This is a genomic window from Fusibacter bizertensis, assembly GCF_029914245.1.
Classification (GTDB): Bacteria; Bacillota; Clostridia; order Peptostreptococcales; family Acidaminobacteraceae; genus Fusibacter_C; species Fusibacter_C bizertensis.
The window spans coordinates 651244-676853 of sequence record NZ_JARYZI010000001.1 but is presented as its reverse complement, the minus strand read 5'-3'; the positions used below and the strand labels follow the sequence as shown (position 1 = coordinate 676853).

General features: G+C 35.0%; 23 protein-coding genes and 1 riboswitch. Of the genes, 21 read left to right on the top strand and 2 right to left on the bottom strand.

Translation table 11 applies throughout. The annotated features are described in order from the left end of the window. The first annotated feature begins 3 nt into the window (after window positions 1–3). From QE109_RS03335 to QE109_RS03320, 4 genes are all read left to right on the top strand, one after another. Window positions 4–648: a YigZ family protein gene (locus QE109_RS03335; protein ID WP_281092962.1), complete on the top strand. Its 645-nt coding sequence runs from the start codon at window positions 4–6 to the stop codon at window positions 646–648. A gap of 117 nt (window positions 649–765) precedes the next feature. Then, window positions 766–1155: a CoA-binding protein gene (locus QE109_RS03330; protein ID WP_281092961.1), complete on the top strand. Its 390-nt coding sequence runs from the start codon at window positions 766–768 to the stop codon at window positions 1153–1155. Window positions 1156–1205: 50 nt separating this feature from the next. Then, window positions 1206–1949 (top strand): NAD(+) synthase, encoded by a 744-nt coding sequence (gene nadE, locus QE109_RS03325; RefSeq protein ID WP_281092960.1) that lies wholly within the window; start codon window positions 1206–1208, stop codon window positions 1947–1949. Between the two features lie 34 nt (window positions 1950–1983). Then, window positions 1984–2736, top strand: a complete 753-nt coding sequence (locus QE109_RS03320; RefSeq protein ID WP_459251423.1) for a YebC/PmpR family DNA-binding transcriptional regulator — start codon at window positions 1984–1986, stop codon at window positions 2734–2736. 83 nt (window positions 2737–2819) lie between these two features. Here QE109_RS03320 and QE109_RS03315 read toward each other — a convergent pair whose 3' ends face one another. Beyond that, window positions 2820–3482: a stalk domain-containing protein gene (locus QE109_RS03315; protein WP_281092958.1), complete on the bottom strand. Its 663-nt coding sequence runs from the start codon at window positions 3480–3482 to the stop codon at window positions 2820–2822. Window positions 3483–3579: 97 nt separating this feature from the next. Here QE109_RS03315 and QE109_RS03310 point away from each other — a divergent pair, with 97 nt between their 5' ends. Further along, window positions 3580–4509 carry a polysaccharide deacetylase family protein gene (locus QE109_RS03310; RefSeq protein WP_281092957.1) on the top strand — a complete coding sequence of 310 codons (930 nt, stop codon included), beginning with the start codon at window positions 3580–3582 and terminating at the stop codon, window positions 4507–4509. Here the strand turns inward: QE109_RS03310 and QE109_RS03305 are convergent. Further along, on the bottom strand, window positions 4506–5264 hold the full coding sequence (locus QE109_RS03305; RefSeq protein WP_281092956.1) for a hypothetical protein: 759 nt from the start codon (window positions 5262–5264) through the stop codon (window positions 4506–4508). The genes QE109_RS03310 and QE109_RS03305 overlap by 4 nt on opposite strands. 102 nt (window positions 5265–5366) lie before the next feature. Here QE109_RS03305 and fliB point away from each other — a divergent pair, with 102 nt between their 5' ends. From fliB to tgt, 16 genes are all read left to right on the top strand, one after another. After that, window positions 5367–6551 carry a flagellin lysine-N-methylase gene (gene fliB, locus QE109_RS03300; protein WP_281092955.1) on the top strand — a complete coding sequence of 395 codons (1185 nt, stop codon included), beginning with the start codon at window positions 5367–5369 and terminating at the stop codon, window positions 6549–6551. Between the two features lie 58 nt (window positions 6552–6609). Continuing rightward, window positions 6610–7899 (top strand): ATP-binding protein, encoded by a 1290-nt coding sequence (locus QE109_RS03295; protein WP_281092954.1) that lies wholly within the window; start codon window positions 6610–6612, stop codon window positions 7897–7899. A 111-nt stretch (window positions 7900–8010) separates the two neighbouring features. Continuing rightward, on the top strand, window positions 8011–8718 hold the full coding sequence (locus QE109_RS03290) for a lysophospholipid acyltransferase family protein (RefSeq protein WP_281092953.1): 708 nt from the start codon (window positions 8011–8013) through the stop codon (window positions 8716–8718). A gap of 169 nt (window positions 8719–8887) precedes the next feature. Continuing rightward, window positions 8888–9541 carry a class II aldolase/adducin family protein gene (locus QE109_RS03285; RefSeq protein WP_281092952.1) on the top strand — a complete coding sequence of 218 codons (654 nt, stop codon included), beginning with the start codon at window positions 8888–8890 and terminating at the stop codon, window positions 9539–9541. Between the two features lie 456 nt (window positions 9542–9997). Beyond that, a complete protein-coding gene (locus QE109_RS03280; protein ID WP_281092951.1) occupies window positions 9998–11740 on the top strand; it encodes an ABC transporter ATP-binding protein in 1743 nt (580 codons plus the stop codon). Window positions 11741–11781: 41 nt separating this feature from the next. Further along, complete coding sequence (locus tag QE109_RS03275) at window positions 11782–13650, top strand: ABC transporter ATP-binding protein (protein WP_281092950.1); 1869 nt, start codon at window positions 11782–11784, stop codon at window positions 13648–13650. 123 nt (window positions 13651–13773) lie between these two features. Then, window positions 13774–13883, top strand: a riboswitch (SAM riboswitch). A gap of 76 nt (window positions 13884–13959) precedes the next feature. After that, window positions 13960–15168: an aspartate kinase gene (locus QE109_RS03270; RefSeq protein ID WP_281092949.1), complete on the top strand. Its 1209-nt coding sequence runs from the start codon at window positions 13960–13962 to the stop codon at window positions 15166–15168. A 33-nt stretch (window positions 15169–15201) separates the two neighbouring features. Continuing rightward, window positions 15202–16077, top strand: coding sequence for a methylenetetrahydrofolate reductase [NAD(P)H] (metF, locus tag QE109_RS03265; RefSeq protein WP_281092948.1), 876 nt, complete (start codon window positions 15202–15204; stop codon window positions 16075–16077). A gap of 49 nt (window positions 16078–16126) precedes the next feature. Next, window positions 16127–16828: a vitamin B12 dependent-methionine synthase activation domain-containing protein gene (locus QE109_RS03260; protein WP_281092947.1), complete on the top strand. Its 702-nt coding sequence runs from the start codon at window positions 16127–16129 to the stop codon at window positions 16826–16828. A 1-nt stretch (window position 16829) separates the two neighbouring features. After that, entirely contained in the window at window positions 16830–19313 is a 2484-nt protein-coding gene (locus QE109_RS03255) for a homocysteine S-methyltransferase family protein (protein ID WP_281092946.1), read from the top strand. 111 nt (window positions 19314–19424) lie between these two features. After that, complete coding sequence (locus QE109_RS03250) at window positions 19425–19700, top strand: PspC domain-containing protein (protein WP_342637105.1); 276 nt, start codon at window positions 19425–19427, stop codon at window positions 19698–19700. A 213-nt stretch (window positions 19701–19913) separates the two neighbouring features. After that, window positions 19914–20510 (top strand): Holliday junction branch migration protein RuvA, encoded by a 597-nt coding sequence (gene ruvA, locus QE109_RS03245; RefSeq protein ID WP_281092945.1) that lies wholly within the window; start codon window positions 19914–19916, stop codon window positions 20508–20510. 35 nt (window positions 20511–20545) lie between these two features. After that, window positions 20546–21592 (top strand): Holliday junction branch migration DNA helicase RuvB, encoded by a 1047-nt coding sequence (ruvB, locus tag QE109_RS03240; RefSeq protein ID WP_281092944.1) that lies wholly within the window; start codon window positions 20546–20548, stop codon window positions 21590–21592. A 5-nt stretch (window positions 21593–21597) separates the two neighbouring features. Continuing rightward, entirely contained in the window at window positions 21598–23388 is a 1791-nt protein-coding gene (locus QE109_RS03235) for a SpoIID/LytB domain-containing protein (protein WP_281092943.1), read from the top strand. Between the two features lie 13 nt (window positions 23389–23401). Next, window positions 23402–24424: a tRNA preQ1(34) S-adenosylmethionine ribosyltransferase-isomerase QueA gene (gene queA, locus QE109_RS03230; RefSeq protein WP_281092942.1), complete on the top strand. Its 1023-nt coding sequence runs from the start codon at window positions 23402–23404 to the stop codon at window positions 24422–24424. Between the two features lie 29 nt (window positions 24425–24453). Next, window positions 24454–25578 (top strand): tRNA guanosine(34) transglycosylase Tgt, encoded by a 1125-nt coding sequence (tgt, locus tag QE109_RS03225; protein ID WP_281092941.1) that lies wholly within the window; start codon window positions 24454–24456, stop codon window positions 25576–25578. Window positions 25579–25610: the final 32 nt, after the last annotated feature.

Here is a 25610-nt window from a genome sequence, read left to right as displayed (position 1 = left end):
GAGATGAAGAACTTTAAAACCATTTATCTAGAAGCAGTCAGCGAGACTGTTATCAATAAATCAAGATTTATCGCGTATTCAAAACCTGTTCAAGATGAAGCCGATGCAATTCAATTTATCGAACAAATTAAAAAAAAAAATTGGGATGCGACGCATAATGTTCCAGTATACGTACTGGGAGACAACTATTCTACACAAAGATACTCTGATGATGGGGAACCCTCAGGTACCGCAGGTGTTCCAATATTAGAAATGCTTAAAAAAGAAGGCCTTACAAATTTATGTATAGTTGTGACACGCTATTTTGGGGGTGTCAAACTAGGCACAGGAGGCTTGGTACGTGCATACACAGAGAGTGCAAAAGAAGTCTTGTTCGCATCAAAAATTGTTGATAAAAAAGTTAAACAGCTTATTAAATGCAATGTTGATTATCAGATGCACGGAAAAATTCAGAATTTCATACTCAATCAAGAAGATATTATTTTAAAAGATACAATTTTTACTGATGAGGTTACAATATTATTTTATGTAGATGCTCTAAATGAAGAACGTAACATTGAAGCTTTAGTGAACCTCACTTCTGGAAACATAAGTATTCAAAATGAAGGTGAATTTTATCTAACAATTCATGAAGGAAACGTGATATAGTATTTTGTTTTTTACAGAGGATAATTGGTATAAATAGGTTATCATATATAATTGCATATTTAATAAATCTTGCCATGTACTTTACAGTAATCAGTTGAATTCTGAAAGGAGAATTTTATGGATGCTTTAATTAAATCGATGTTAGATCAAAAAAAATGGGCAGTTGTTGGTGCAACAGCTAATGAATCAAAATTTGGCAACAAAATATATAAAAAGTTAAAAAAATTTGGTTATGAAGTATATCCGGTGAATCCAATGTATCAAGAGATCGATGGTGATATATGCTATAGTAGTTTAAGTGATCTACCTGTTAAAGTTGATTGTGTAGATGTAGTTGTGAGTCCAGAACGCGCTATGGAAACACTTAAAGAAGTAATGGAACTCAAAATTGAAAATATTTGGTTTCAACCGGGAACTTTTACGCCTGAGATTGTAGAGACTTCGGAAGTTGCTGGTGTAAACACTGTATATTTAAATTGTGTTTTGGTTGAACTTGACAAACGTTAGTTATAGTAGTAGTTTATTATCTAAATACAAAACTAAGGAAGGAAACATTAATGGTTAAAACAGTTGAAGAAAAAATTGAACTAACAGTTGAATGGATTAGAGAGCAAGTTAAGCTGTCAGGCTCTAAAGGCGTTCTTGTTGGGTTATCCGGAGGAATTGATTCCTCTTTAGTAGGTTCTTTAATCAAGAAAGCCTTTCCAGAAAATTCATTGGGTGTTGTTTTGCCTTGTAAAAGCAATCCTAAAGATGCTCAAGATGCAATAGCACTTGCTGAGGCAATTGGTATAGAATACCTGACTGTTGATTTATCAGAAGAACATGATCTTCTCATTGGAAAAATTCAACGTAGATTAGAAGGCTTTGAAGTGAAAAATGAAAAATTGGCAGATGCTAATTTACGTGCAAGATTACGCATGACCACTTTGTACGGTGTTGCCAATTCTCTAGGTTATTTAGTTGCAGGTACTGATAATGCAGCTGAAGTTTTAACAGGGTATTTCACTAAATACGGAGATGGCGGAGTGGATATCATACCAATTGGGAACCTTTTGAAAAGAGAAGTTTTTCAGTGGTCAAAGGTATTGAATGTACCTCAACAAATAATTGACAGACAGCCTTCAGCAGGATTGTGGGAAGGTCAAACAGATGAAGCCGAAATGGGAACTACTTATGATATGATTGATGATTATATCATGGGGGTAGAAATTCCTGAAAATGATAAGACAATTATTGAAATGCTTCATGAGAAGACTGCACATAAGCGTAGCATGCCTCCAAGTCCACCAAAATTCTAGCATACAAGTCGTTTATATGCTATAATGTTTTTGCATAAATTCAGAATCTGAATGGGACAGGAGAAAAAACGTGGGTAGAATAGGTACTATTATAAACCGTAAAGGTAAGCAGGATGCAAAGAAAGCAAAAGAGTTCACCAAACTAGGTCGCTATATTATGGTAGCAGCTAGAGAAGGTGGAGGAGATCCGACTTACAACGCCGCACTTATGAGTGCAATTGAAAAAGCTAAGGCAGCTAATATGCCAAATGACAATATAGACAGAGCTGTAAAAAAAGGCGCCGGAGAAACTGATGGAGCGGTCTTTACTGAATTAACTTATGAAGGATATGGCCCAGGTGGGGTAGCAGTCCTCGTAGAATGCTTAACTGATAATACAAACAGAACGGCTGCAAATGTAAGAAGTTATTACTCCAAAGGAAAAGGGAATCTTGGAACAAATGGATGTGTAAGCTTCATGTTTGATAGAAAAGGTGTACTCGTTATCGATAAGAAAGAAGGTATGGATGATGAAGAACTAGAAATGACTTTTATCGAAGCAGGTGCAGAGGATATCTCAGTTGAGACAGATTACTACGAAGTTATCACAGACATTGGTGATTTTGCAGGTGTTAGAGATGCTTTATCATCTCAAGGATTTGAGTTTAGTATGGCAGAACTTCGTTATCTTCCACAGACGATGACAAAGCTTACAGACGAAGAAGATATCAAGTATATGCAAAAACTCATTGATCTTTTAGAAGATGATGATGATGTTCAGACCGTTTACCATAACTGGGAAGAATAAGAAACAGTAAAGCAATTTTAGTAAAAAAGACATGAGAGCTATAATCACAGTATTTGTGGTTATAGCTCTCATTTTTATAATGGTTAAGGCATAATGATTTCAACCACATTACCTTTAACTTTGGTTTCACCATATAGCGCAGTTATGCTAAAATAATACTTTTGACCACTGATGAATTTACCATCAAAATCACCACCGTTATATGATGAATTTGTATCAATCAAAAAGGATGTCGTTTTTCGATCGGTAATATAGGCAGCATAGCCATCATTTGGATACGATGGCTCACTATTATATTTTGAGGCAACTACTTTATAGCCAGTAAAATTTGAAGTTGAAATGACTTCCCAAGTTAATTTGACCTTTTGTTCAACAATACTTCCAGATAATTTAGGTGTAGTAAATGTGTCTATCTGTGCATCTGTATTGGCATCGTTGTAAGGGATTCCAAAATTTTCATCATTAGTAGCTATGATTACAGTCTTTGAACTTGGATCCCAATCTACAAACACACCAAGTGTATCAGCAAAAGCTTTTAAAGGGAGATATGTTCGCCCCTCATAGATTATTGGTTTTAATTCTCTTCCATCATCATCAGTGGGAGTGTATGCTTCGCCATTAAGTGATAGTTTGATTTCGTAGTTAAAAGCAGCTACGATTTTTTGTATCGTTTCAGTGCCTGATGAAAGTTGATAAAAAGTAGTAGTTAATAAAATTAATACGAAAATTAATACCTTTTTAGACATAAAATCCTCCTTTAAGAAATAAAAACAATTTCACATTATGTGCTATGCTATAATATAAAGAGCTTATTGACTATACATAAGGTAAAGGATGTGAATAATGAATCGACAAATATTTAAAGTTGTAATTTCTTTATTTGTTTTGATGGCTATTTCAACAGGTCTAAAAGCAATTCAAATAAACAATAACCAAAAAAACGAACTCAGTGAGTATAAAACAATTGTCGTAAATCAAGAAGAAAAAATAAAGGAACTACAAAATGTAGAAACAATTATAAAAGATAAAGATAATCAAATAGATGATTTAATACAAGAACAAAATGAACTCAATCAATTGATACAGGATTTAAAGCAAAGTAATGAAGTGCTCAATCGCCAAATGTCCTCACTTACAGATAAAGTTGTGTATTTAACTTTCGATGATGGTCCTTCAAAAGAAACAACGCTTGATATACTTAAAATTCTTAAGCTATATAATGTAAGAGCAACTTTTTTTGTACAAGGTAGAAATGTCAATAAAAATCCTGATGTGCTAAGAGAAATCAATAAGCAAGGTCATGCAATAGGAAATCATTCATATTCTCATAATTATACATTGATTTATAAGGATGAGGATTCGTTTTGGAAAGATTTTAACTTGTGTCAAGATGCTGTGTATTCTGTCATTGGAGAATCCCCAACTTTATATAGATTTCCAGGTGGATCGAATACAGCAAGAAATTTTAAAGGAAATGAATTTGTGACTTCACTTAGCATAATGATGTTAGATCAAGGCGTTCAATTTTTCGATTGGAACATCGACAGTGGTGATGCCATGGCAACCTATGCTGAAGTTGGAACCATAAAATCAAACGCTTACACTCAAATTTCAAAGAAAAAGGATGCAATCGTATTATTTCATGACACGGATGCAAAAAAATCCACTGTTGAAGCCTTGCCAGAAATAATAGAACATTACTTAGCTTTAGGTTATCGGTTTGATGTTTTAACGCCAAGTGGTTATACAACGCAGTTTAAACATGTAGATTAGTCAATTATTTTTTTACCTTTTATTTCAGATGGTAGTGTTCCTTTGTAATAAATAGCACCATTTTCAATACGTAATTCTTCAATGCTAAAACCATTAGATTCACTAAGCAAAGCATTTACAAATTTCACAACTTCAGATTCAACCTTTGAAATCACTTCATTACTTAATGGAATTTGACCAACCTTTAAGGATGATATATGAACTGTGACAGAATGTTCAGATGTTTTTGTCAAAGTTCCTTTAGCATATATTGGCTTATTTGCAGCAATATTTGTAATAAAGTTGACAACAGTATCAGTAATGCTATTACTTGTGGATGCGAATAGATATGAATTTGAGATAGCACTAAAAGTTGAAGTTGGAACATAAATCATGTTTTCTTCTTTGATAAAGTTCAGAAATTGATCAGTGAGTTTAAAACTAAGTTCGCCTTCGTTATTTCCTAAAAAGGCGACCTTGAAGTCCGAAATTGGTCCACCAGATTGATTGGCCATATCAATAAGTGCGCTCATTTCCTCGTTTGAGAATGAGATATCAACAGTGTTTGTCCCAGAAACGACAAAATCTTTTTGGGCCAAAGTGATAAGGTTAATTTCCTTGATATCATCAATGACAATCGAGGTTTTTGTTAGTGCTGAGTTAAAATCAGTAGTGTTGTAGGTGACATCAACTTTAGTACCAGTATTTAGCGTCACGTAGATACCAATACCAGCGATGATTATGAATAGCAAAACCCCTAATAATACTTTTTTCATAATAGAAAAACCTCCTTTCCCCGTTTGAGAAATTATACCCAGTTGTTATGAGAGTTAACATAATCCTGAAGAGAAGGTGATAAGATGATAGTCCCAAAATATATGCTTAATTTTAAATGTGTTGGTGGTTCATGTGAAGATAATTGTTGTATTGGTTGGGATGTGGATATTGACAAGAAAACATATCTTAAATACCAGAAAGTACAAGAACCTAGAATGAAAAATGAATTTAAAAAATACATTCATATCAATACGAACTGTTATGATCCAGTTGTAGATTATGCATATGCATCTCTAGATGACTCTAGAAGGTGCCAGTTTTTAAATTCAGAAAACTTATGTATGATTCACAAACATATGGGTGAAAGTTATCTGTCTAACGTCTGTACCAATTTTCCTCGAATCACAAATAAAATTGATGGAAAACTAGAGCAGTCAGCAACACCTTCTTGTCCTGAAATTGCTAGAAAGATAGTTTCAGATCCCGATGCAATGCAACTCGTTGAGATTGATGAAGAAAATATAAATGAGTTGCTAACTTACAAAATAAAACAAAATGACAAATTATATAAAAACACATTGATCGCTAACTTGAAATTGGTGAGAGATCAAGCTATGAAAATTTTATCAAGTGAGTGCTATTCAGTGGAGATAAGCTTGGTGATTTTATCAAATTTTATAGAAGATTGCTTTATGCTTGAAAAAAATAAAACATTAAATCTTTTAGAGGAAGTAATTGAAAAATATGACAGATATATGAATTCTAATAAAACAAGAAGTGATTTTTTTATATCAAAGAAATACAATTTGTTTGACGATGCATCTTTTATTTCATATACCGATTATTTGTTAAAACATCTAAGTGGAATTGGTGCAAGTGATTCAGCAAGATTTTTGGAAATTACACAAATAGCATCAACTGGAAATATCAATATTGGAACACAGAATTACAAAACTTTTCTAAATCAATCCTCTTATATCTTAAAAAATTATTTTGTAAATCATGTTTTCCGTACTCTTTTTCCATTTTCAGAAGGTGAAAATATAAAAGAAGCATTGTGGCTTTTACTCATAAGATACGGGATAATTAAAAGACATCTTATTGGGTTGATGGGGCAAGAAAAATCCTTATCTGAACAAGAGATAGCAGAATATTTACAAGTGGTTTCAAAAGTAATTGAACATCATAAACACTTTGAGTATTCAATGATTGAACAGATGAGAAGAGAAAAAAGTCAGACTAAAAAGTTGATTGAATTACTATTAGAAACTATGGTTGATAGTTAGACAATATTGAATGCCATGATTTATTATGGGTATATTATCATTGAATGTGGAGGTCTAAATGAGAATATTAATTGTTGAAGATAGCAGAATCAATCAATTTATTGCTAGAGATACATTGGTAAAATATGAAATCGATTGTGAAATTGAGTTTGCAATGGATGGAGAAGAGGCACTGCAACATATTTATGGTCATTCCATAGATTTGGTTTTGTTAGACATAATTATGCCAAAACTCACTGGCTTACAAGTTCTAGAGCATTTACACACCACTAAAATGAAAGATATACCTAAGATTATAATGTTGACTACAATTAGCGATTCGAAAATATTGAAAGCTTGTTTTGATTTAGGCGCATCAGATTACATTAAAAAACCATTCGAAGAGATGGATTTTATTTCACGTATTAATTCAACTTTTAGAGAAATCGAAAATGATCAGAAACTAAAACAAAATTCACAGCTTTTAGAAGAACAAAATGCTAAACTTGTAAAAGTAAATGAATCCCTTAAAGAAGCTCAGTATCACTTAGTTCAAAAAGAAAAGTTAGTAGCTATAGGTGAACTTGCAGCTGGAATTGCACATGAGATAAACAATCCACTGGCATTTGTTATTAGTAATTTTACGAATATAAGGCAATATGTGGACAGTTTTGAAAACTTTATCAAGACGATTATGAGTAAAATAGAAGATTCTTCATTATCGTTAGAAGAATTTAAAAAAGTCGCAGCAGAGTTATGGGAAAAATCCGATATGACATTTGTTTTTGAAGATTTTCCAGAGTTGATAACTGATTCGCAGAAAGGACTTGATCGTGTAGCAAAGATTGTAAATAGTATGCGTAATTTTGCACGCCTATCTGATGAAAATTATTTTGAGTACGTTGATATAATTGAACTTTTGGAAGAAGTTTTCATCGTTGTCAATAATGAAGTGAAGTATATAGCAACACTTGAAAAAAATCTACAGCAGTGTCCGCCTATTTACTGCAATAAAGGTCAAATTGAACAAGTTTTTGTCAACTTGATTATCAATGCTGCTCATGCGATAAAAGGATATACATATGCAGGATCAGGCATAATTAAGGTTGAAACAATCCCAGAAAAGGAATTTTGTGTTATCATGGTTTGTGATAACGGGAGTGGGATTGATAGTGAGCATCTAAACAAAATATTTGATCCATTCTTTACAACTAAACCTGTAGGTCAGGGAACAGGCCTTGGACTAAGCATTTCTCACAACATAATTGTGGATAAACATCAGGGAAAAATAAGTGTTGAAAGTAATCCTGGAGAAGGCACTTGTTTTAAAATTTCAATCCCATATTCTCATGATGAAGTGGTGGAATAGACTTTTAGCTAATAAGTATGGTATCTGTATAAAATATATAGTATGATATTTGAAATAGACAAAAAATACCCTCACAATATCGTGAGGGTATTTTAAGTATAAGGAGGCATCATGGTTCGCACAATATATTGGTTTATTTGTTTCTGGGTAAAATTAATAATTTTAATTCCAAGTTACTTCAAGGCAAAGAAAATTGAAGATTTAGAAGAAAAAAGCAAATTTGCAGATAAAAAAGCGCGCAGTTATATGGGATCGTTATTAAAAATTGCAGGTTGTGAAACTGTCGTCATTGGTTTGGAAAACATTCCAATGGACCGTGCTGTACTGTTTGTGAGTAACCACCAAAGTAATTTTGACATTCCACTTTTGATTACACAACTCCCAGGTAAAAAGGGGTTTATTGCAAAAATTGAAACGCTTAAGCTCCCATTTGTAAGAGACTGGATGAAGTTTATGCATTGTGTTTTTATGGATAGAGATGATATAAGGCAGCAAGTTAAAGGGATTACAGAAGGTGTGAAGACACTGAAGAGTGGCCATTCTATGGTTTTATTTCCTGAAGGAACAAGAAGTCCAAATGGCAAGTTACAAAATTTTAAACCAGGTGGTCTTAAACTTGCTACGAAATCAGGGGCTGCTATTGTACCTGTAACAATTAACAATTCTATGAATCTTATGAAAAAAGGTTCTTTTAAAATAACCCCTGCTAAAGTCACGATTGTGATTTCCGAACCGATTGAAATGACGGCGGAAATGAACAAAGATACGATAAAATTAACTGAGGAAATAAAAGCTGTTATAGAAAGAGCCTTAATGTAAAGTTAAGCATGTGAAATGTCGCAAGTGGTTAAGTGTTCACTTGTAATGAAATAGTGTTCACTTGAAATGAAATTTGGGATGTGATATTCTGCTGTAGGCGCTATTACTTAACGATTAACACTGCGTTAGTGTAGCTATTCCTTAATCCGATTGAAAAGGAGGTTTCAAAATGTCATTGAAACATCAAATTGCTAGAAAAGAGATAATCGACACAAGTTTAACCATATTGAAATCGTCATTAGTGATTGGTACTTGGGGTAATTTAAGTGTACGAATCGCCGGTGAAGAACTAGTTGCCATTACACCAACTGGTGTTGAATATGAAAAGATGTTGCCTGAGAATATACCTATTGTGGATATGGAAGGTAATTTAATTGATGGCAACATGAAACCATCAATAGAACTTCCAATGCATTTAGAAATATATAAAAATAGACCAGATATCAATGCGATAGTACACACGCATTCAGTTCACTGTACTGCAATGGCAATTGCAAGAAAACCAATTCCAGCTTCTTGCGAAGATTTGGTGCAAATCGTAGGTGGTGACGTACGTGTATCTGACTATAGACTACCTGGATCGGATGACTTAGGACAAGTTGTTGTTGAAGCCTTAAGAGATCGACAAGCGGTGATTTTATCTAATCATGGCTTATTAGCTGCAGGAAGCACACTGAAAGAGACAATTAAAATCGCACTTATTTGTGAAAAATCCGCGCAAGCTACAATTATGGCTGCAAACATTGGTGGTGCAATTGAACTCAGTCGTGAAGATTGTGAATTTATGAGGGATTTCTATCTCAATAAGTATGGTCAGAGATAACCAAATATTACAAGCTCATGACAAATGTAAAAAAGTATTGCGTATATAAAAAAATTATTATATCCTATGTCTAGGTTAGTGCTTCGATAGGCGAAGTACACCTAAATATTAAAGAAGGAGGTTATAAACGATGATGAATATTAAATTTAGACTTGGTAACATGAATACTGGTTTATTTGGCATTAGCGCTATAGTTGTGCCTGTTTCACAATTTAATAAGTTTGTAGCCTGCGGAAGAGATCAAGACTAGATTATAGAATTTGATTTATCAACCACAGGCATAATGTCTGTGGTTTTTTATTTGTATTAAGATGAGGTACTGGGTTTTTTTGTCCATACGTCCACCTTTATGAAACCACGCTTGCGTGGTTTTTTTATTTATTCAAAATGGTCTTGTGACAAATTCATATGCCAATAAAAAGACACAGACAGTAATTTAAGGAGGTAGTAATCACAATGAAAAACATATTCAAGTATTTGAAGGGCTATAGAGGTGTATTTGGCATCGCTATACTTTCAATCATCATCGCAACCGTTATGCAGCTCGCTACGCCTATATTAATTAAATACGCTGTGGATTCAATTATTGGAGAAGTTCCAGCTGGAAATTTACAATTTTTAATGGATGCATTTGGCAAGAATCTCATGGCTGTTGTTTGGCTGATGATAGGCATTAATTTTATTGGAGGGATTTTTCTTTTCTTAAAAGGATATCTTTCAAGCTATGCGGCAGAGAACATTGCTCAAAATATTAGAGATTCACTCTATAGGCAAATTCAATATATGACTTATGAGCAGCATACAAAAAAAGAAACTGGTGACATGATTCAAAGGTGTACATCTGATGTAGAAACGATTAGACGTTTTTTAGGTGTTCAAATTGTTGATTTGGGTCGGATTGTTATTATGATCACTTTATCAGTTGCAATTATGATGTCCCTTAACGTAAGGTTGACAATTTACGCAATTGCATTAATCCCGATCCTTTTTGCTTTCTCATATATTTTCTTCACAAAAATTCAAAAGACTTTTAAAAAATCTGATGAAGCTGAAGGGACATTGACAACAGTGCTACAAGAAAATCTTTCAGGCGTTCGTGTTGTTCGTGCTTTTGGAAGAGAGAAATTTGAGATTGATAAATTTGAAGAAGTGAATTCAAATTACAGAAATATAACGTATAAACTCGTCGAAACTTTAGCGATGTTCTGGTCATCGTCAGATTTGTTGACACTTTTACAAAGTGGTATCGTCTTAGTTGTAGGGGCCAGTATGGTCATTACAGGTAATCTAACAATCGGAACTTTGATTGCTTTTATCACCTATGAGTCTATGCTCCTTTGGCCAGTAAAACAATCGGGTAGACTTTTAAGTGAACTAGGTAAAACAACAGTTGCAATTACAAGGATAGAAGAAATTTTAAATGAAACAATTGAGAAAGATTTACCAACAGAAATCGAACCAGAAATTGAAGGTAGTATCACGTTTGATCATGTAAACTTTGCTTATCCTGATGGAAAACTTGCACTAGAAGATATAAGTTTTAAACTTGAGAAAGGAAAAACTTTAGGAATACTAGGTTCAACAGGATCAGGTAAATCAACACTGGTACATTTAATCCAAAGACTATATGAGTATGAAGGTAGTATCAAGATCGATGATCATGAACTTTCAACAATTAAGAAACAATGGATTAGACGAAAAATCGGACTTATTCTACAAGAACCTTACCTTTATGCTAAAACAGTTAAAGAAAACATCGGCATTACAGATAAGCGCTATGAGGAAACACAAATTTTTGAGGCTGCTAAAACGGCATCAATACACGACAATATTCTTGAGTTTAAAGAGGGCTATGAGACGATTGTTGGTGAAAAAGGCGTATCACTTTCTGGAGGTCAAAAGCAACGTGTTGCAATTTCAAGAACAATTATAGATCCAGATAAAAGAATTCTCATCTTTGATGATTCATTAAGCGCAGTTGATACTGAAACCGATATGAAAATTCGTAGAGCGCTTAAAAAACGCAGCAAAGATGTTACAACATTAATTATAAGCCATAGAATCACCACTTTGTCAGAAGCAGATTATATCATCGTGCTAGATGAAGGTAAGATGATTCAAAGTGGTACACATAAAGATCTCATCGATGAAGATGGGTTATATAAAAGGATTTGGGACCTTCAGAAGATGGTGGTATAATCACTATTTTCTAAGGTGCAAAATCTATAGGAGGAATTAAAGTGGAAAACTCTAAAGAGATGAAACTAAAATATGATAAAACTGTATGGAAAGAAATGTTTATTTACTTCCGTACATTTAAGAAAGATTTCATGATTCTGTGTTGTTTCATGATATCACTTGCAGTAATTGACCTATCCTTTCCACTGTTAACACAATATGCGATAGACACTTATGTAGAGCCACAAAAGCTTGAAGGGCTTTGGCTCGTTGCTGTTGGCTATGGTATATTGACAATCGCGATGACACTGATTGTGTTTACTTTCATCAAATTCGCTGGAAAAATAGAGATGGGTTTGCTATATAAAATGCGAAAAGATAGTTTTGAAAAACTTCAAAAATTGTCTTTTAGTTATTATGATAAAAATGCAATTGGTTGGATGATTGCAAGAACAACTTCCGATGCTTCAAAAATTTCAGGAACTGTTGCTTGGGGAGTTGTAGATTTAGTATGGGGTATTGCTATGATGTTTGGCATCTCCATTGTAATGTTAATTCAAAACTGGAGGCTGGCACTGGTTACACTTATTACAGTACCACTTCTTGCGATTATTAGTGTTTTCTTTGAAAAGAAAATGTTGGTATCCTATCGAAATGTTAGAAAAATCAATTCAAAGATTACAGGACTTTTTAACGATGGTATCGTTGGTGCGAGAACGACTAAAACACTAGTAAGAGAAGAGTTGAATCGTGAAGAGTTTGGAGCCGAAACATATGATATGAAACGGACTTCAGTTAGGGCAGGAACACTATCTGCCGGTTATTTACCAATGGCACTTTTTGTATCTGCTATAGGGATGGTTTTGACACTGTATTTTGGTAGTGTATATTTAGCTGGGGGCTTAATCACATATGGTAAACTGGTATTGTTTATTACGTATGCGAGAATGTTTTTTGATCCAGTTTTAGAACTTGCACGTATCTATACAGAGATGATTAGTGCTCAAGCTGCAGCTGAGAGAGTTATGTCTTTGATTAATGAAAATGAGGACATCAAAGAGAATTCTGAAGTACTTGCACTTTATGGTAACCACTATGAACAAAAGATAGAGAACTGGGAACCTTTAATTGGAAATGTGGAGTTTGAGCACGTTGATTTTTACTATAACGAAGGTGAGTATATTCTTCAGGATTTTAATCTTAAAGTGAAAAAAGGACAAACGATAGCACTTGTGGGAGAAACGGGATCCGGGAAGAGTACAATTGTAAACCTTGCTTGCCGCTTTTATGAACCAACTGGTGGCAGAATATTGATTGATGGCAAGGATTATAAGGAACGTTCACAAAACTGGCTTCATGCCAATATTGGCTATGTTTTGCAATCACCGCATCTCTTCAGTGGATCAATTAAAGAAAATATTCGATATGGTAAACTGGATGCATCTGATGAAGAAATCATCGAAGCAGCAAAAATAGTAAATGCACATGAGTTTATATCAAAACTCGAAAAAGGTTATGATACTGAAGTAGGTGAAGGCGGTGGAATGCTTTCAACTGGCGAGAAACAGTTGATTTCATTTGCCCGTGCGATTATCTCTAAACCAAAGATTTTCTTCTTAGACGAAGCAACTTCATCTATTGACACTGAAACGGAAGCAAAGATTCAATATGCAATTGATAATGTCCTAGAAGATCGAACAAGCTTTATCATTGCGCATAGACTTTCAACGATTAGAAGTGCCGATGTCATCTTAGTAATTGAAAAAGGAAAAGTGATAGAACAAGGCAACCATCATGAGTTGATGGAAAATCACGGTCACTACTATGAACTCTATACGAACCAGTTTATAGAAGAAGGTGAAAGAGATCTTCTTAATCAACATGAACGTAAAAACGAAGAAAAAGAAGATGGAAAAAAGAAAAGTGCATAAAAAAAACATGTTAAAATCTTTAAATGCACTTGATTGAAGTGTTAAATTGTGTTAATATCACTATTAAATTAATCTTTTCACATCAATGAACGTGCGACTTGTTCGCAATGACAATTGTATATCCCCTTATCCAGAGAGGCCGAGAGAACAGGCTCAACGACGCCCAGCAACCTGCATCCCATTCGATGCAAGGTGCCAATTCCTGCATTTCGATTAGAAATGAGAGATGAGAGAGTGGAAACACTTTATTTACGTCGCTTTCTATGTGGAAGCGACGTTTTTTAATATAATTTCGAAAGGAGGGGTTTCGTGAGCATCATTGTACAGAAATACGGCGGTACATCCATGGCAAATTCAGAATGTGTAAAAAACGTAGCAGAGAAGGTGGTTAATGCCAAACTGAGGGGACACGATGTAGTGGTTGTTGTGTCAGCGCCAGCAGGCTTTACAGATCATTTGGTAAGTCGTGCAAAGGAAATCACGGACAAACCTTCTGGACGTGAACTTGATATGATCCTTGCAACAGGAGAACAAATCTCAATTTCACTCTTAGCAATGGCCATCAAAGCACTAGGTGAAGATGCGATATCTTTTACAAGCGCACAAGTGGGGATCATAACAGATGGGAATCATAATAAAGCAAAAATTGAAGCAATTAATACCGATAAATTATTAAAGGCGCTTGGTGAGGGAAAAATCGTGATCATCGCTGGCTTTCAAGGTGTTACAAAAGATTTGGAGATTACAACACTTGGAAGAGGAGGATCAGATACATCAGCGGTAGCAATAGGCGTTGCGCTTGATGCCGCTGAAGTTGAGATTTATACAGATGTTGATGGTATCTATACTGCAGACCCAAGAGTAGTTCCTAATGCGCATAAAATGGATTATATAACCTTTGACGAAATGCTTGAAATGGCAGGTTCAGGTGCAAAAGTACTCCATCTTAGAAGTGTAGAACTTGCAGCGAAAAATAACATGCCTATACATTTAAGATCATCTTTTAGTGATGCAATTGGAACTTATGTACTTGATGAGGAGGATAAAATGGAACATGTGCTTGTACGAGGGGTGGCACACACCACAAATAATGCTAAAATCACCATTGCAAATATAGACAATACTTCAAAAAATATTGCACTTATTTTTAAAACAATATCGGATGCTAATATAAATGTTGATGTTATCACGCAAAACTATATTAATATTGACCGGATAACGATCTCATTTACAGTTGCTCAGGAGGAGTATGATAGAGCACTTGAATTATCAAAAGATCTAGGACGTAGGTTAAAAGCGGATGAAGTATATGGTAATGAAAAGGTTGCAAAGGTATGCATCATCGGTGTAGGAATGAAATCGACATCAGGAGTTGCTTCTAGGGTATTTACATGCTTAGCTGATCATAATGTTGCCATAGATATGGTGTCTACATCTGATATCAATATTACATGTGTGGTTAATCAAGATGACTATGCAAAAGCTGTTATTGCAATTCATAATGAATTTGAATTATAAACTATAAATAGAGATAGAAAGGTAGGCTTTGAAATGAAAATTCATGACATGTTCAGAAGTGGAAAACCTGTTTTATCATTTGAAATTTTTCCACCTAAAAGAGATGGAGATGTATCAAGTGTAATCAGAACAATTGATGAATTGGCAGTATTAAAGCCTAATTATATCAGTGTCACTTATGGTGCTGCGGGAAGTGAGCGCGGTTTAGATACAGTTAGAATGGCTTCTAAGATTAAAAATGAATACCATATTGAGGCACTTGCACATCTCACCAGTGTAGGGGCAAGTGAAGATGATATTAAAAGAATATTAAGTACTTATAAAGAGCAGAATATCGAAAATATACTTGCATTAAGAGGAGACTTAGATCCTAATACAGTTTTGCAAAGTAGAGATTTTAAATATGCATCTGATCTAGTAGCTTTCATTAAAAGAGAAGGCGATTTCGACATAGCAGCTGCATGTTACCCGGAAAGTCATGTGGAGGCGAGAAGCAAGACTACTGACTTAATTTATCTTAAAGATAAAGTGCAAAACGGTGTAGACTTTTTAGTAACACAACTATTTTTTGATAATGAGCAGTTTTATTCTTTTAGAAATGAAGTGAGGAGCTTAGATATCAATATACCGATAACAGTTGGAATCATGCCTGTGCTAAATAGAAAACAAATTGAGCGCATGGTAGCACTTAGTGGCGCGACACTTCCTGAAAAATTTAAAAAAATATTGGTGAAGTATGAAGATAAACCAAGTGCACTTCAAGACGCTGGAATTGCGTATGCTTGTGAGCAAATAGTAGATCTACTTTCATCAGGTGTTGATGGTATTCATCTTTATGTCATGAATAAACCAGAGATTGCACAGAGAATTGTTCAAAATATATCAGGTATATTGAACACTATGAAATAGATATAATTTCATTTAGCTCCAATGAAAACCGTTTGACGAGGGGATATCAGTGAAGGATAAATTAAAATCATATGTATCACCAAAAGAAATTCTAAGATACTTGCAGCATAAAGATCAAGTGATTCCGGTAGAAATGCAGGCGTTACTTGATGAGGTACTAGCTGAAACAATTGAAACGATAAAGCCTAAGTATAGTTTGAAACGTTTGCCAGTTCACCTCAATTCGCCATTAATATCAGTTACATCTGAAAGTGGTTTGCTATTATATCAGTTGTCTTCAAGTGACCTGTGTGAGGTTACAAATGGCTCAGAATACTTTTTTTTTGTGGCAGCTACACTCGGTTATGAAGTGGTAAGAAAAATCAATGCATTGATGCATCTAGCTCCTACTAAAGCGATAATTATGGATGCTTGTGCATCTGTTATTGCTGATGCGCTTTGTGATTTTGTTCAAGATGAACTTAGAAATCCGCATTTAAATGTTGATATTGAAACGTATAATTACTTTTCTCAAAGATATAGTCCAGGATATGGTAATTTAGAAATAAAGACTCAAAAAATGATATCAGATCTACTTAATACTGAAAAAACATTAGGTGTTCACGTTACAGACCATTATCAGTTGCAACCTGAAAAATCAGTATTTTTTATCATAGGGACTGCTAAAGAACCTTTTAGAAGTAAGTTGAAGACATGTGGTAGCGATTGCTCCGGGTGTTTACTAAAAAACTGTCCATATAGGGAGGCTTAAAATGACCAAAAATGAATTTGAAAAATGGTTACATGAACAACCAAGACTTATGGATGGTGCAATGGGTTCTGCACTTTTCGAGAAAGGACTACCTCTAGGTGTTTATCCAGAAAGCTATAATTTAATCCAACCACAGTGGATTAAAGAAATTCATAAAGCACATTTAAACTCAGGTTCAGAGATTATTACCGCCAATACATTTGGTGCAAATCCGCTTAAGTTTGACAATTATGTTGAAATTGTAAAAGCCGCAGTTGATATAGCACACCAGGCAATTGAAGAATATAGAGAAGAAAGTGATGCGACAAGAGAAATCTATGTCGCACTAGATTTAGGTCCACTTGGAACACTGCTATCGCCACTTGGAACGCTGAGCTTTGACGAGGCTTATGAAGCTTATAAAAAAGTCGTCCATGCCGGAGTAAAAGCTGGTTGTGATCTGATTTTACTTGAGACTTTTACGGACCTTTATGAGGCAAAATGTGGCGTACTAGCAGCAGTTGAAAATAGTGAACTTCCAGTAATTTGTACCATGAGCTTTGAGTCAACTGGGCGTACATTTTTTGGAGCTGACATAGAAAGTATGGCAACCACTTTAGAGGGATTAGGTATTTCTGCATTGGGATTTAACTGCTCTTTTGGGAGTCGGGAAATGTTACCGCTTGTTGAAAAATTAGTTAAAGTTACGGCTAAACCTATTTTTTTGCAACCCAATGCGGGTATGCCTCAGATTATCCAGTCGATTGCTGTTTATGACACGGATTTTGATGAATATTATGAGAATGCACTGCGTTTTCTTGCTTCTGGTGTTTCTGCAATTGGGGGATGTTGTGGTACAACAGGTGAACACATCATAAAACTTAAAGAGGCAATTAAATATTATATGGATCATAGTGAAAATGCTGATTTTATCTCAAAATATAGTGCTGAAATTTCATGGAGGAAAGCATATTTACCTAAAACGCGGGTTGCTTCTTTTTCTGAGACGGTCACAATAGGGGATGTACCTGTAATTATAGGTGAGAGACTTAATCCAACAGGCAAAAAAAGATTGAGAGAAGCATTGAAAAATGAAGAATATGACTATTTACTTAGAGAAGGATTGTTACAAATAGAACAAGGTGCAGCGATTTTAGATGTCAATGTAGGCGTACCGGGTATTGATGAACCTTTAGTGATGAAGGAAGTTATAAAAGGACTTCAAGCTATTATCAATGCCCCACTACAGATCGACTCATCTAATACAGATGCGATTGAAGCCGGTGCAAGGTACTATAATGGTAAGCCACTGATCAATTCTGTAAGTGGCAAATTGAGCGTACTTGAAGCTATTTTACCCATCGTTAAAAAATACGGTGCTTGTGTGATTGGCTTAACATTGGATGATGAAGGCATACCATCAAGTGCTGATGGGCGATTTGAAATTGCTCAAAAAATAGTTAAAACTGCGGTTGCCTATGGCATACCTAAAGAAAACATTATCATTGACTGTCTAGCACTTACTGCTAGTGCGCAACAAGCAGAGGTGTTTGAAACCTTAAAAACGATAGAACGCGTTAAAAAGGAGCTAGGTGTTTGCACGGCTCTTGGTGTGAGCAATGTTTCATTTGGATTACCAGCAAGGGAAGTGATTAATCAAACTTTTTTAACGATGGCCCTATACGCTGGCCTAGATGCACCCATTATCAATCCTGCACATGAGCCTATGAAAGCAGCTATTGCTGCCTATGAAGTTTTGAGTAATAAAGATCAGGGTTCAGAAAGATACATCAACCGATTTAATTTACAACAGTTAGAGAGCAAAAATATTCAAAATGAACTGAGTGCTGAAGTGAAATTAACGACAAAAGAGCATACTTCCTCTGAAAAATTATCTCAGGCAATACAGTCGGGAAGAAAAGTTGCAACTAAAGACTTAACACGTGAATTGCTTTCTAGGATGGAACCGCTAGCTATAGTTGATGAAATCATTATCCCTTCATTAAATACTGTAGGGAAAAAGTATGAAGAGGGCATATTGTTTTTACCTCAACTCATTCAATCTGCCGAATCTGTACAAGGCGCTTTTGAACTGTTAAAAGATGAAATTAGTAAACAAGGTAAAGCGCCTATTGATCGCGGGAAGATCGTACTTGCAACAGTACATCACGATATACATGATATTGGTAAAAACATATTGAAAGTTGTTCTTGAAAACTACGGCTATAAAATATATGACCTTGGTAAGGATGTACCACCTGCAAAGATAGTAGATGCATGTACAAAGAATGGTATCAAATTAGTAGGACTAAGTGCTTTGATGACAACTACAGTGGCCTCAATGACTGAAACGATTAAGCAGTTAAAAGCAGTTGATGGAGATATCATTACAGTCGTTGGTGGCGCGGTTTTATCAGCTGAAACTGCTCTGGAGATAGGTGCAGACTATTATGCCAAAGATGCAAGTGAAATGATCAAAATCGCCGAAAGTGTTCTTGAAGGTTAGGAATAGATTAGAATGCGTTTAGAATCCGCTAGAACCCTTGAAAAAGACTTGAAAACAATTTATAGTAATATCATAGAGAATCAATAAAAGCTAATTTTCAAGGAGGGTACGATGAAAAAACTTTGTAAAATAGAATCAGAAGGTAAGGTTTCAGGCGTTTGTGCAGGTCTTGCACATTACTTCAACATAGACGTGACTGTTATCAGACTAATATGGTTATTAGCAATTTTCTTTGGCGTAGGTTCACCAATTTTAATCTATATTATAATGGCGATTATTTTACCAAAATACGATCCTGATGCAGTAGATTATCAAGATGTTTATGAAGAAGATGAACCAGAAATTGACGAAGAAGAAGACAGATATAATATGGATGACAGATATTAATTAGTGTTAAAAAAATTGAATTTGTTTTAAAAACTAAAGCTACAAGTGAACACACCTTTATTAGGGTGTGTTTTTTTATGTTTTCAGTTATAATATTATAGATTGTAAAATGGAAAAAACGTGATTGGAATGTTTAAAAGTCATGTGTCTGTAATGGATTTAAATACGACTAGAGCGTATAATAAACAATATAAAGTTATTGTCGGAGGCGTTATGATAGATTTTATTAAGGGAAAGTTAGTACATGTAATTGGAGATAGTGTAATCGTAGAAAATAATGGTATCGGTTATAAGATCCATACATCAACAGGTTCAGCCTCTGATTTTACAGTACCAGGAGAAGAAGTAATCGTTTATACTCAGATGATTGTTCGTGAAGATGCTATTTCGTTAGTGGGTTTTTCAACAAGAGAAGAACTTAATATGTTTATTTTGCTAACTTCTGTGAGTGGTATAGGGACCAAAGTAGGTGTAGGTATTTTATCGAGTATACCGCATGGTCAACTGGCAGGAATCATTGCAACTCAAGATATAAAAATGCTTCAAACTGCTCAGGGCGTAGGTAAGAAAACTGCTGAAAGAGTTGTCTTAGAGTTAAAAGACAAAGTGCCTCAAACATTGACTTTATCTCATCAGGATACGGCAAATGGTAGTGCTGTAATTACGAGCACACAAAGTGATGCAATGGAAGCACTAATGGCTCTAGGATATACTAGAAGTGAAGCACAAGGTGTGTTAAAGCAAATTGACATGGAACAAATGACTGTAGAAGAAATAATTAAAGCATCACTTAAAAAATTGATGCAATAGTTATATTGTTGATCAGATAGATGCAAGGGGGATACATGGAAAGATTTATTACACCGAAGCTCACTGAAGAAGACCGTTCAAGTGAACAAGGGATAAGACCGAAACTGATTAGTGAGTATGTCGGTCAAGAAAAAACAAAAGAAAAACTCAATATATTTATGAAAGCAGCTAAAATGCGTGCTGAGCCACTTGATCATGTATTATTGTATGGGCCTCCAGGGTTAGGAAAGACAACATTATCACATATTATAGCAGAAGAAATGAATGTTGATATAAAGATTACATCAGGACCAGCAATTGAAAGGCCAGGTGATTTAGCAGCTATATTAACCAGTTTAAAAGAGCATGATGTTCTTTTTATAGATGAAATTCACAGACTAAGTCGTCAAGTTGAAGAGGTATTATATCCTGCTATGGAAGATTATGCCATTGATATCGTTATAGGGAAAGGACCTGGCGCCCGTTCTGTGAGGTTAGAACTGCCTAAATTCACTTTGGTAGGGGCGACTACTCGAGCAGGACAACTTACTGCACCTCTAAGAGATCGTTTTGGCGTGATCTGTAAATTAGATCTATATAATGTAGAGGAACTTTCAGGTATCATTCGAAGATCAGCTGATGTACTTCATGTACCCATGGAAGATGAAGCTGTAGTTGAACTTGCTATGCGTAGTAGAGGTACACCTAGAATTGTCAATCGTTTGTTAAAGCGCGTACGTGATTATGCAATGGTAAAAGCAGACGGTTTTGTAACGAGAAAAATTGCCAAACAAGCTCTGGATTTATTAGAAATTGATGGTCTAGGCCTTGATGCAGTAGATCGTAAAGTACTTACATGCATCGTCGAAAACTTTGATGGTGGACCGGTTGGTATTGAGACCTTAGCCGCAGCAACTGGTGAAGAGTCATCAACAATTGAAGATGTTTATGAGCCGTTCTTAATGCAAATTGGATTTATTAATCGCACACCAAGAGGACGAATGATAACCAATAAAGGCAGGGTTCATCTTGGTTATGAGATGGTAGTTAATACAGACCAGCTCTATTTTGAAACATTACCCGCACAAACGGAAGGAGAATAAGGTGTATGAAGGATAAATTAAAGCATAATAATTCATTAAACTTAAAACTCAAAATTTATCTCTCATTGGCTGTTTTGCTTATGTTTATTTGTACTACTGCCCCAAATTTTGCTGCAAGTATGTCTCAAGTTGACGTTGGGATCATCTATGGTCAAAACAATCAATATCCAATTGGGGTTACAAGTGAAGATGGTTTTATATTAACTTTTGAGGCGGCCAATATAGGGACGCAATCGATAGATTTTAGTGCTTATAAGAACTTATTAATATATAAAGATGGTTATTATGAACCAAGTGGTAGAACATTGATCACTAGTAATGAAGGTTATTATGCCAATGGACAAGTGAAAGGTGGTTATCATCTACAAATTGGTGATTCTTTTCAAACTTATGATGAGGCTATCAGTTTACTAGCAGTATTCCAAGGTGTGATAAATGATGTTTATCTTGTCTATGATGATTCATGGAGAATCTTTCAAGGTGTTTATTTAGATGAAAACAGTGCCTTAAGCCAGATTGCAGCGCTAACGCCCTTTATAAGTGGCAATACTATTTCACTTGTTCAGCCGACACCAACGCGTGTGATTATTGCGACTAAAGAAAAAATATTATTTAGTTATGATAGTAGTGAACAAAATTTTCTTTTTCATACATCTGTATTTGATCTTAATGGGATAAAATACAGAAACAGTTTTTATGTGACGCGATTGCCGGGCAGTGATTTTACTTTTGTAAACAGAGTGACTATGAAAGAATACCTATATGGTGTCTTGCCCAAAGAAGCAAGCAGTAGTTGGCCAATTGAAGCTTTAAAAGCACAAGCAATTGCATCAAAGAATTTCGCATTAACAATTGGCTCTAAATATGCAGCTTATGGATTTGATGTAGATACTACTGTAAATAGCCAGGTGTATGGTGGATATTCTGTTGAAAGTGAAATTTGCAATAAAGCTGTAGACGAAACCAATGGCTATGCACTTGCGGTTGATGGTGTAGTTGTTCCTCTCTATTTTCATGCGAACAGTGGTGGTATTACGGATAATTCTGAAAATGTTTGGTCTAGTGCCCTCCCTTATCTAAAAAGTACTTTAGATTTATATTCACTTGGCGCACCAAATACCGACTGGAATGTCACCCTTAATAAATTTGATATAGAAAGTAAACTTATTTCAGCAGGGTATAGTTTAGGCAGTTTAAAAACCATTAATATTTTGGAACGTGCAGATAGTGGGAGAGTACTAAAGCTAGAATTTATAGGCACTTTAAGTAAAGCGACACTTGCTAAAGACAAAATAAGGGCGGTACTTGGGAGTACCGTAATTAAAAGTAATTTGTTTAGTTTTGATAAAGCAACAGCTATTACTGATGTAACAATGTTAAAGAATCCAGTGCAAACTACTACTCAAGGTAACACCGGTCCTTCAAAAGAGATAGGTGGAGATATGCCTAAGTTGCTTATCGATAATGGTTCGATATATGGTCAATTTCTTGATAATACTCAAATTGAAGTTTATCAGGCTGGTAGTAAAAGTGCCATAAAAGTTGATAAAGATGCATTACTTAAGGCTAATGATATATACTCAGCGATAACAACTGTTACAAAACCTTATTTGTATAATAGTACTGAATCATTTGACATCTCTAGTGGAAATGTGATATTTTATGGTCACGGTTATGGACATGGTCTTGGTATGAGCCAATGGGGCGCAAAAGCCATGGCAGATCTTGGAAAGTCGTATGAAGAAATTTTAAAATTTTATTATAAAAATACAGAGCTGATTCAGCTCGATGAATAGCAAAGGATGAAACATGAAAACAAGTGATTTTTACTTTGATTTACCTGAATCTCTTATCGCACAGACACCTCTTGAAGATCGATCAAGTTCAAGACTTATGAAGATTGATAAAAAAGATGGTAAAATCTCGCATAAGAGATTTTATAATGTCTTAGATGACATTAAAAGTGGCGATTGCCTAGTGCTCAACAACACAAAAGTAATTCCAGCAAGACTTTTTGGTTCTAAAGAAACAGGTGCAGTAGTGGAATTCTTACTTTTAAAAAGAATATCATTAAACACTTGGGAAACGTTGGTTAAGCCGGGCAAAAAAGCTAAAATAGGAACGCGTTTTACTTTTGGATATGGAAGACTTATGTGCGATATCATAGATATCGGTGAAGAGGGATCGAGAATTATTGAGTTTATCTATGAAGGGGTATTTGAACATATTTTAGAGGAACTAGGTTCAATGCCGTTACCACCGTATATAACAGCAAAACTTGATGATCCTACGAGATACAATACAGTATACGCTAAACATGAAGGTTCTGCTGCGGCACCAACTGCAGGGCTACATTTTACTGATGCACTTTTAGAAGAAGTGGCTCAAAAAGGTGCGACTATTGCATTTGTTACACTTCATGTAGGACTTGGAACATTTAGACCTGTAAAAGTTGAGGATGTGAATAGTCATAAGATGCACTCAGAGTACTATATCTTAGATGAAGAAAATGCTCAGATCATCAACAAAGCAAAAGCAGCAGGTGGCAGAATTATCTCAGTGGGGACAACTTCTACAAGAACACTTGAAACCATTGCGGAAGAAAATGGACATGTGAAAGCACAAAGTGGCTGGACAGAGATCTTTATCTACCCTGGTTATAAGTTTAAATTAGTAGATGGTTTGATCACGAATTTTCATCTTCCAGAATCTACATTAATTATGTTAGTGAGTGCGTTTTTGGATAAAAAGACAGTTTTAGATGCATATCAATTAGCAGTTGACGAAAAATATAGATTTTTCAGTTTTGGCGATGCGATGTTGATCATATAGCAGTTATAAAATAGGAGGCATACGAATCAATGGCAATTAGATATGAGTTAATAAAAGAGTGTAAACAGACAGGCGCAAGATTAGGTCGTCTTCATACACCTCACGGCATTATAGAAACCCCTATTTTTATGCCGGTAGGGACACAGGCAACGGTGAAAGCTATGACACCAGAAGAACTTAAAGACATGCAGGCTCAGATTATTCTTTCAAACACTTATCACCTTTATCTTAGACCAGGTCACGAACTTGTAAAAGAGGCTGGCGGACTTCATAAATTTATGAATTGGGACAGACCAATTTTAACAGATAGTGGTGGATTTCAAGTTTTTAGTTTAGGAGACTTAAGAAAAATTACTGAAGAAGGCGTTGAATTTCAATCACATATCGATGGTAGTAAACATTTTCTTTCACCAGAAAAAGTAATGGAGATTGAAAATGCTTTAGGTGCTGATATTATCATGGCGTTTGATGAATGTGCACCTTATCCTGCGGACAAGGCTTATGTAAAAAATTCTCTTGAACGTACCACTAGATGGGCGGTAAGATGTAAAGAAGCACATAAAAATACTGAGAACCAAGCTCTTTTTGGGATTGTTCAAGGTGGTATGTACCAAGATCTAAGGGAACAAAGCGCACGTGAACTTGTTGCACTTGATTTTCCGGGCTATTCAATTGGCGGTTTAAGTGTCGGTGAGCCAAAAGAGTTGATGTATGAAGTTCTAGATTATACAACGCCACTATTACCTAAAGATAAACCTAGGTACTTAATGGGTGTTGGAAGTCCAGATGCACTTATAGAAGGTGCTATACGTGGCGTCGATATGTTTGACTGTGTATTACCTACGCGTATCGCTAGAAATGGTACTGCGATGACTTCAATTGGTAAAGTAGTCATCAAAAATGCAAAGTACACTCGTGACTTTACACCACTTGATCCAAACTGTGACTGCTACTGTTGTAAGAATTATACAAGAGCATATTTGAGACATCTATATAAGGCTGATGAAATATTATCATCAAGATTGATGTCAACACACAACCTACATTTTTTAATTAATCTTATGAAACAAGTACGCGAAGCGATTATGAATGACCGCCTTCTAGACTTTAGAAATGAATTTTTTGCAAATTATTATGGAGAAACTCAATTGTAATGATTCGAATTTCTGATATAATGGTATTTAAA

Excerpts from the sequence above, each read along its gene's own strand:
- QE109_RS03335 (WP_281092962.1), top strand. The coding sequence starts at position 4 with ATGAAGAACTTTAAAACCATTTATCTAGAAGCAGTCAGCGAGACTGTT.
- QE109_RS03330 (WP_281092961.1), top strand. The coding sequence starts at position 766 with ATGGATGCTTTAATTAAATCGATGTTAGATCAAAAAAAATGGGCAGTT.
- nadE (WP_281092960.1), top strand. The coding sequence starts at position 1,206 with ATGGTTAAAACAGTTGAAGAAAAAATTGAACTAACAGTTGAATGGATT.
- QE109_RS03315 (WP_281092958.1), bottom strand. The coding sequence starts at position 3,482 with ATGTCTAAAAAGGTATTAATTTTCGTATTAATTTTATTAACTACTACT.
- QE109_RS03310 (WP_281092957.1), top strand. The coding sequence starts at position 3,580 with ATGAATCGACAAATATTTAAAGTTGTAATTTCTTTATTTGTTTTGATG.
- QE109_RS03305 (WP_281092956.1), bottom strand. The coding sequence starts at position 5,264 with ATGAAAAAAGTATTATTAGGGGTTTTGCTATTCATAATCATCGCTGGT.
- fliB (WP_281092955.1), top strand. The coding sequence starts at position 5,367 with ATGCTTAATTTTAAATGTGTTGGTGGTTCATGTGAAGATAATTGTTGT.
- QE109_RS03295 (WP_281092954.1), top strand. The coding sequence starts at position 6,610 with ATGAGAATATTAATTGTTGAAGATAGCAGAATCAATCAATTTATTGCT.
- QE109_RS03290 (WP_281092953.1), top strand. The coding sequence starts at position 8,011 with ATGGTTCGCACAATATATTGGTTTATTTGTTTCTGGGTAAAATTAATA.
- QE109_RS03285 (WP_281092952.1), top strand. The coding sequence starts at position 8,888 with ATGTCATTGAAACATCAAATTGCTAGAAAAGAGATAATCGACACAAGT.
- QE109_RS03280 (WP_281092951.1), top strand. The coding sequence starts at position 9,998 with ATGAAAAACATATTCAAGTATTTGAAGGGCTATAGAGGTGTATTTGGC.
- metF (WP_281092948.1), top strand. The coding sequence starts at position 15,202 with ATGAAAATTCATGACATGTTCAGAAGTGGAAAACCTGTTTTATCATTT.
- QE109_RS03255 (WP_281092946.1), top strand. The coding sequence starts at position 16,830 with ATGACCAAAAATGAATTTGAAAAATGGTTACATGAACAACCAAGACTT.
- QE109_RS03250 (WP_342637105.1), top strand. The coding sequence starts at position 19,425 with ATGAAAAAACTTTGTAAAATAGAATCAGAAGGTAAGGTTTCAGGCGTT.
- ruvA (WP_281092945.1), top strand. The coding sequence starts at position 19,914 with ATGATAGATTTTATTAAGGGAAAGTTAGTACATGTAATTGGAGATAGT.
- ruvB (WP_281092944.1), top strand. The coding sequence starts at position 20,546 with ATGGAAAGATTTATTACACCGAAGCTCACTGAAGAAGACCGTTCAAGT.
- QE109_RS03235 (WP_281092943.1), top strand. The coding sequence starts at position 21,598 with ATGAAGGATAAATTAAAGCATAATAATTCATTAAACTTAAAACTCAAA.
- queA (WP_281092942.1), top strand. The coding sequence starts at position 23,402 with ATGAAAACAAGTGATTTTTACTTTGATTTACCTGAATCTCTTATCGCA.
- tgt (WP_281092941.1), top strand. The coding sequence starts at position 24,454 with ATGGCAATTAGATATGAGTTAATAAAAGAGTGTAAACAGACAGGCGCA.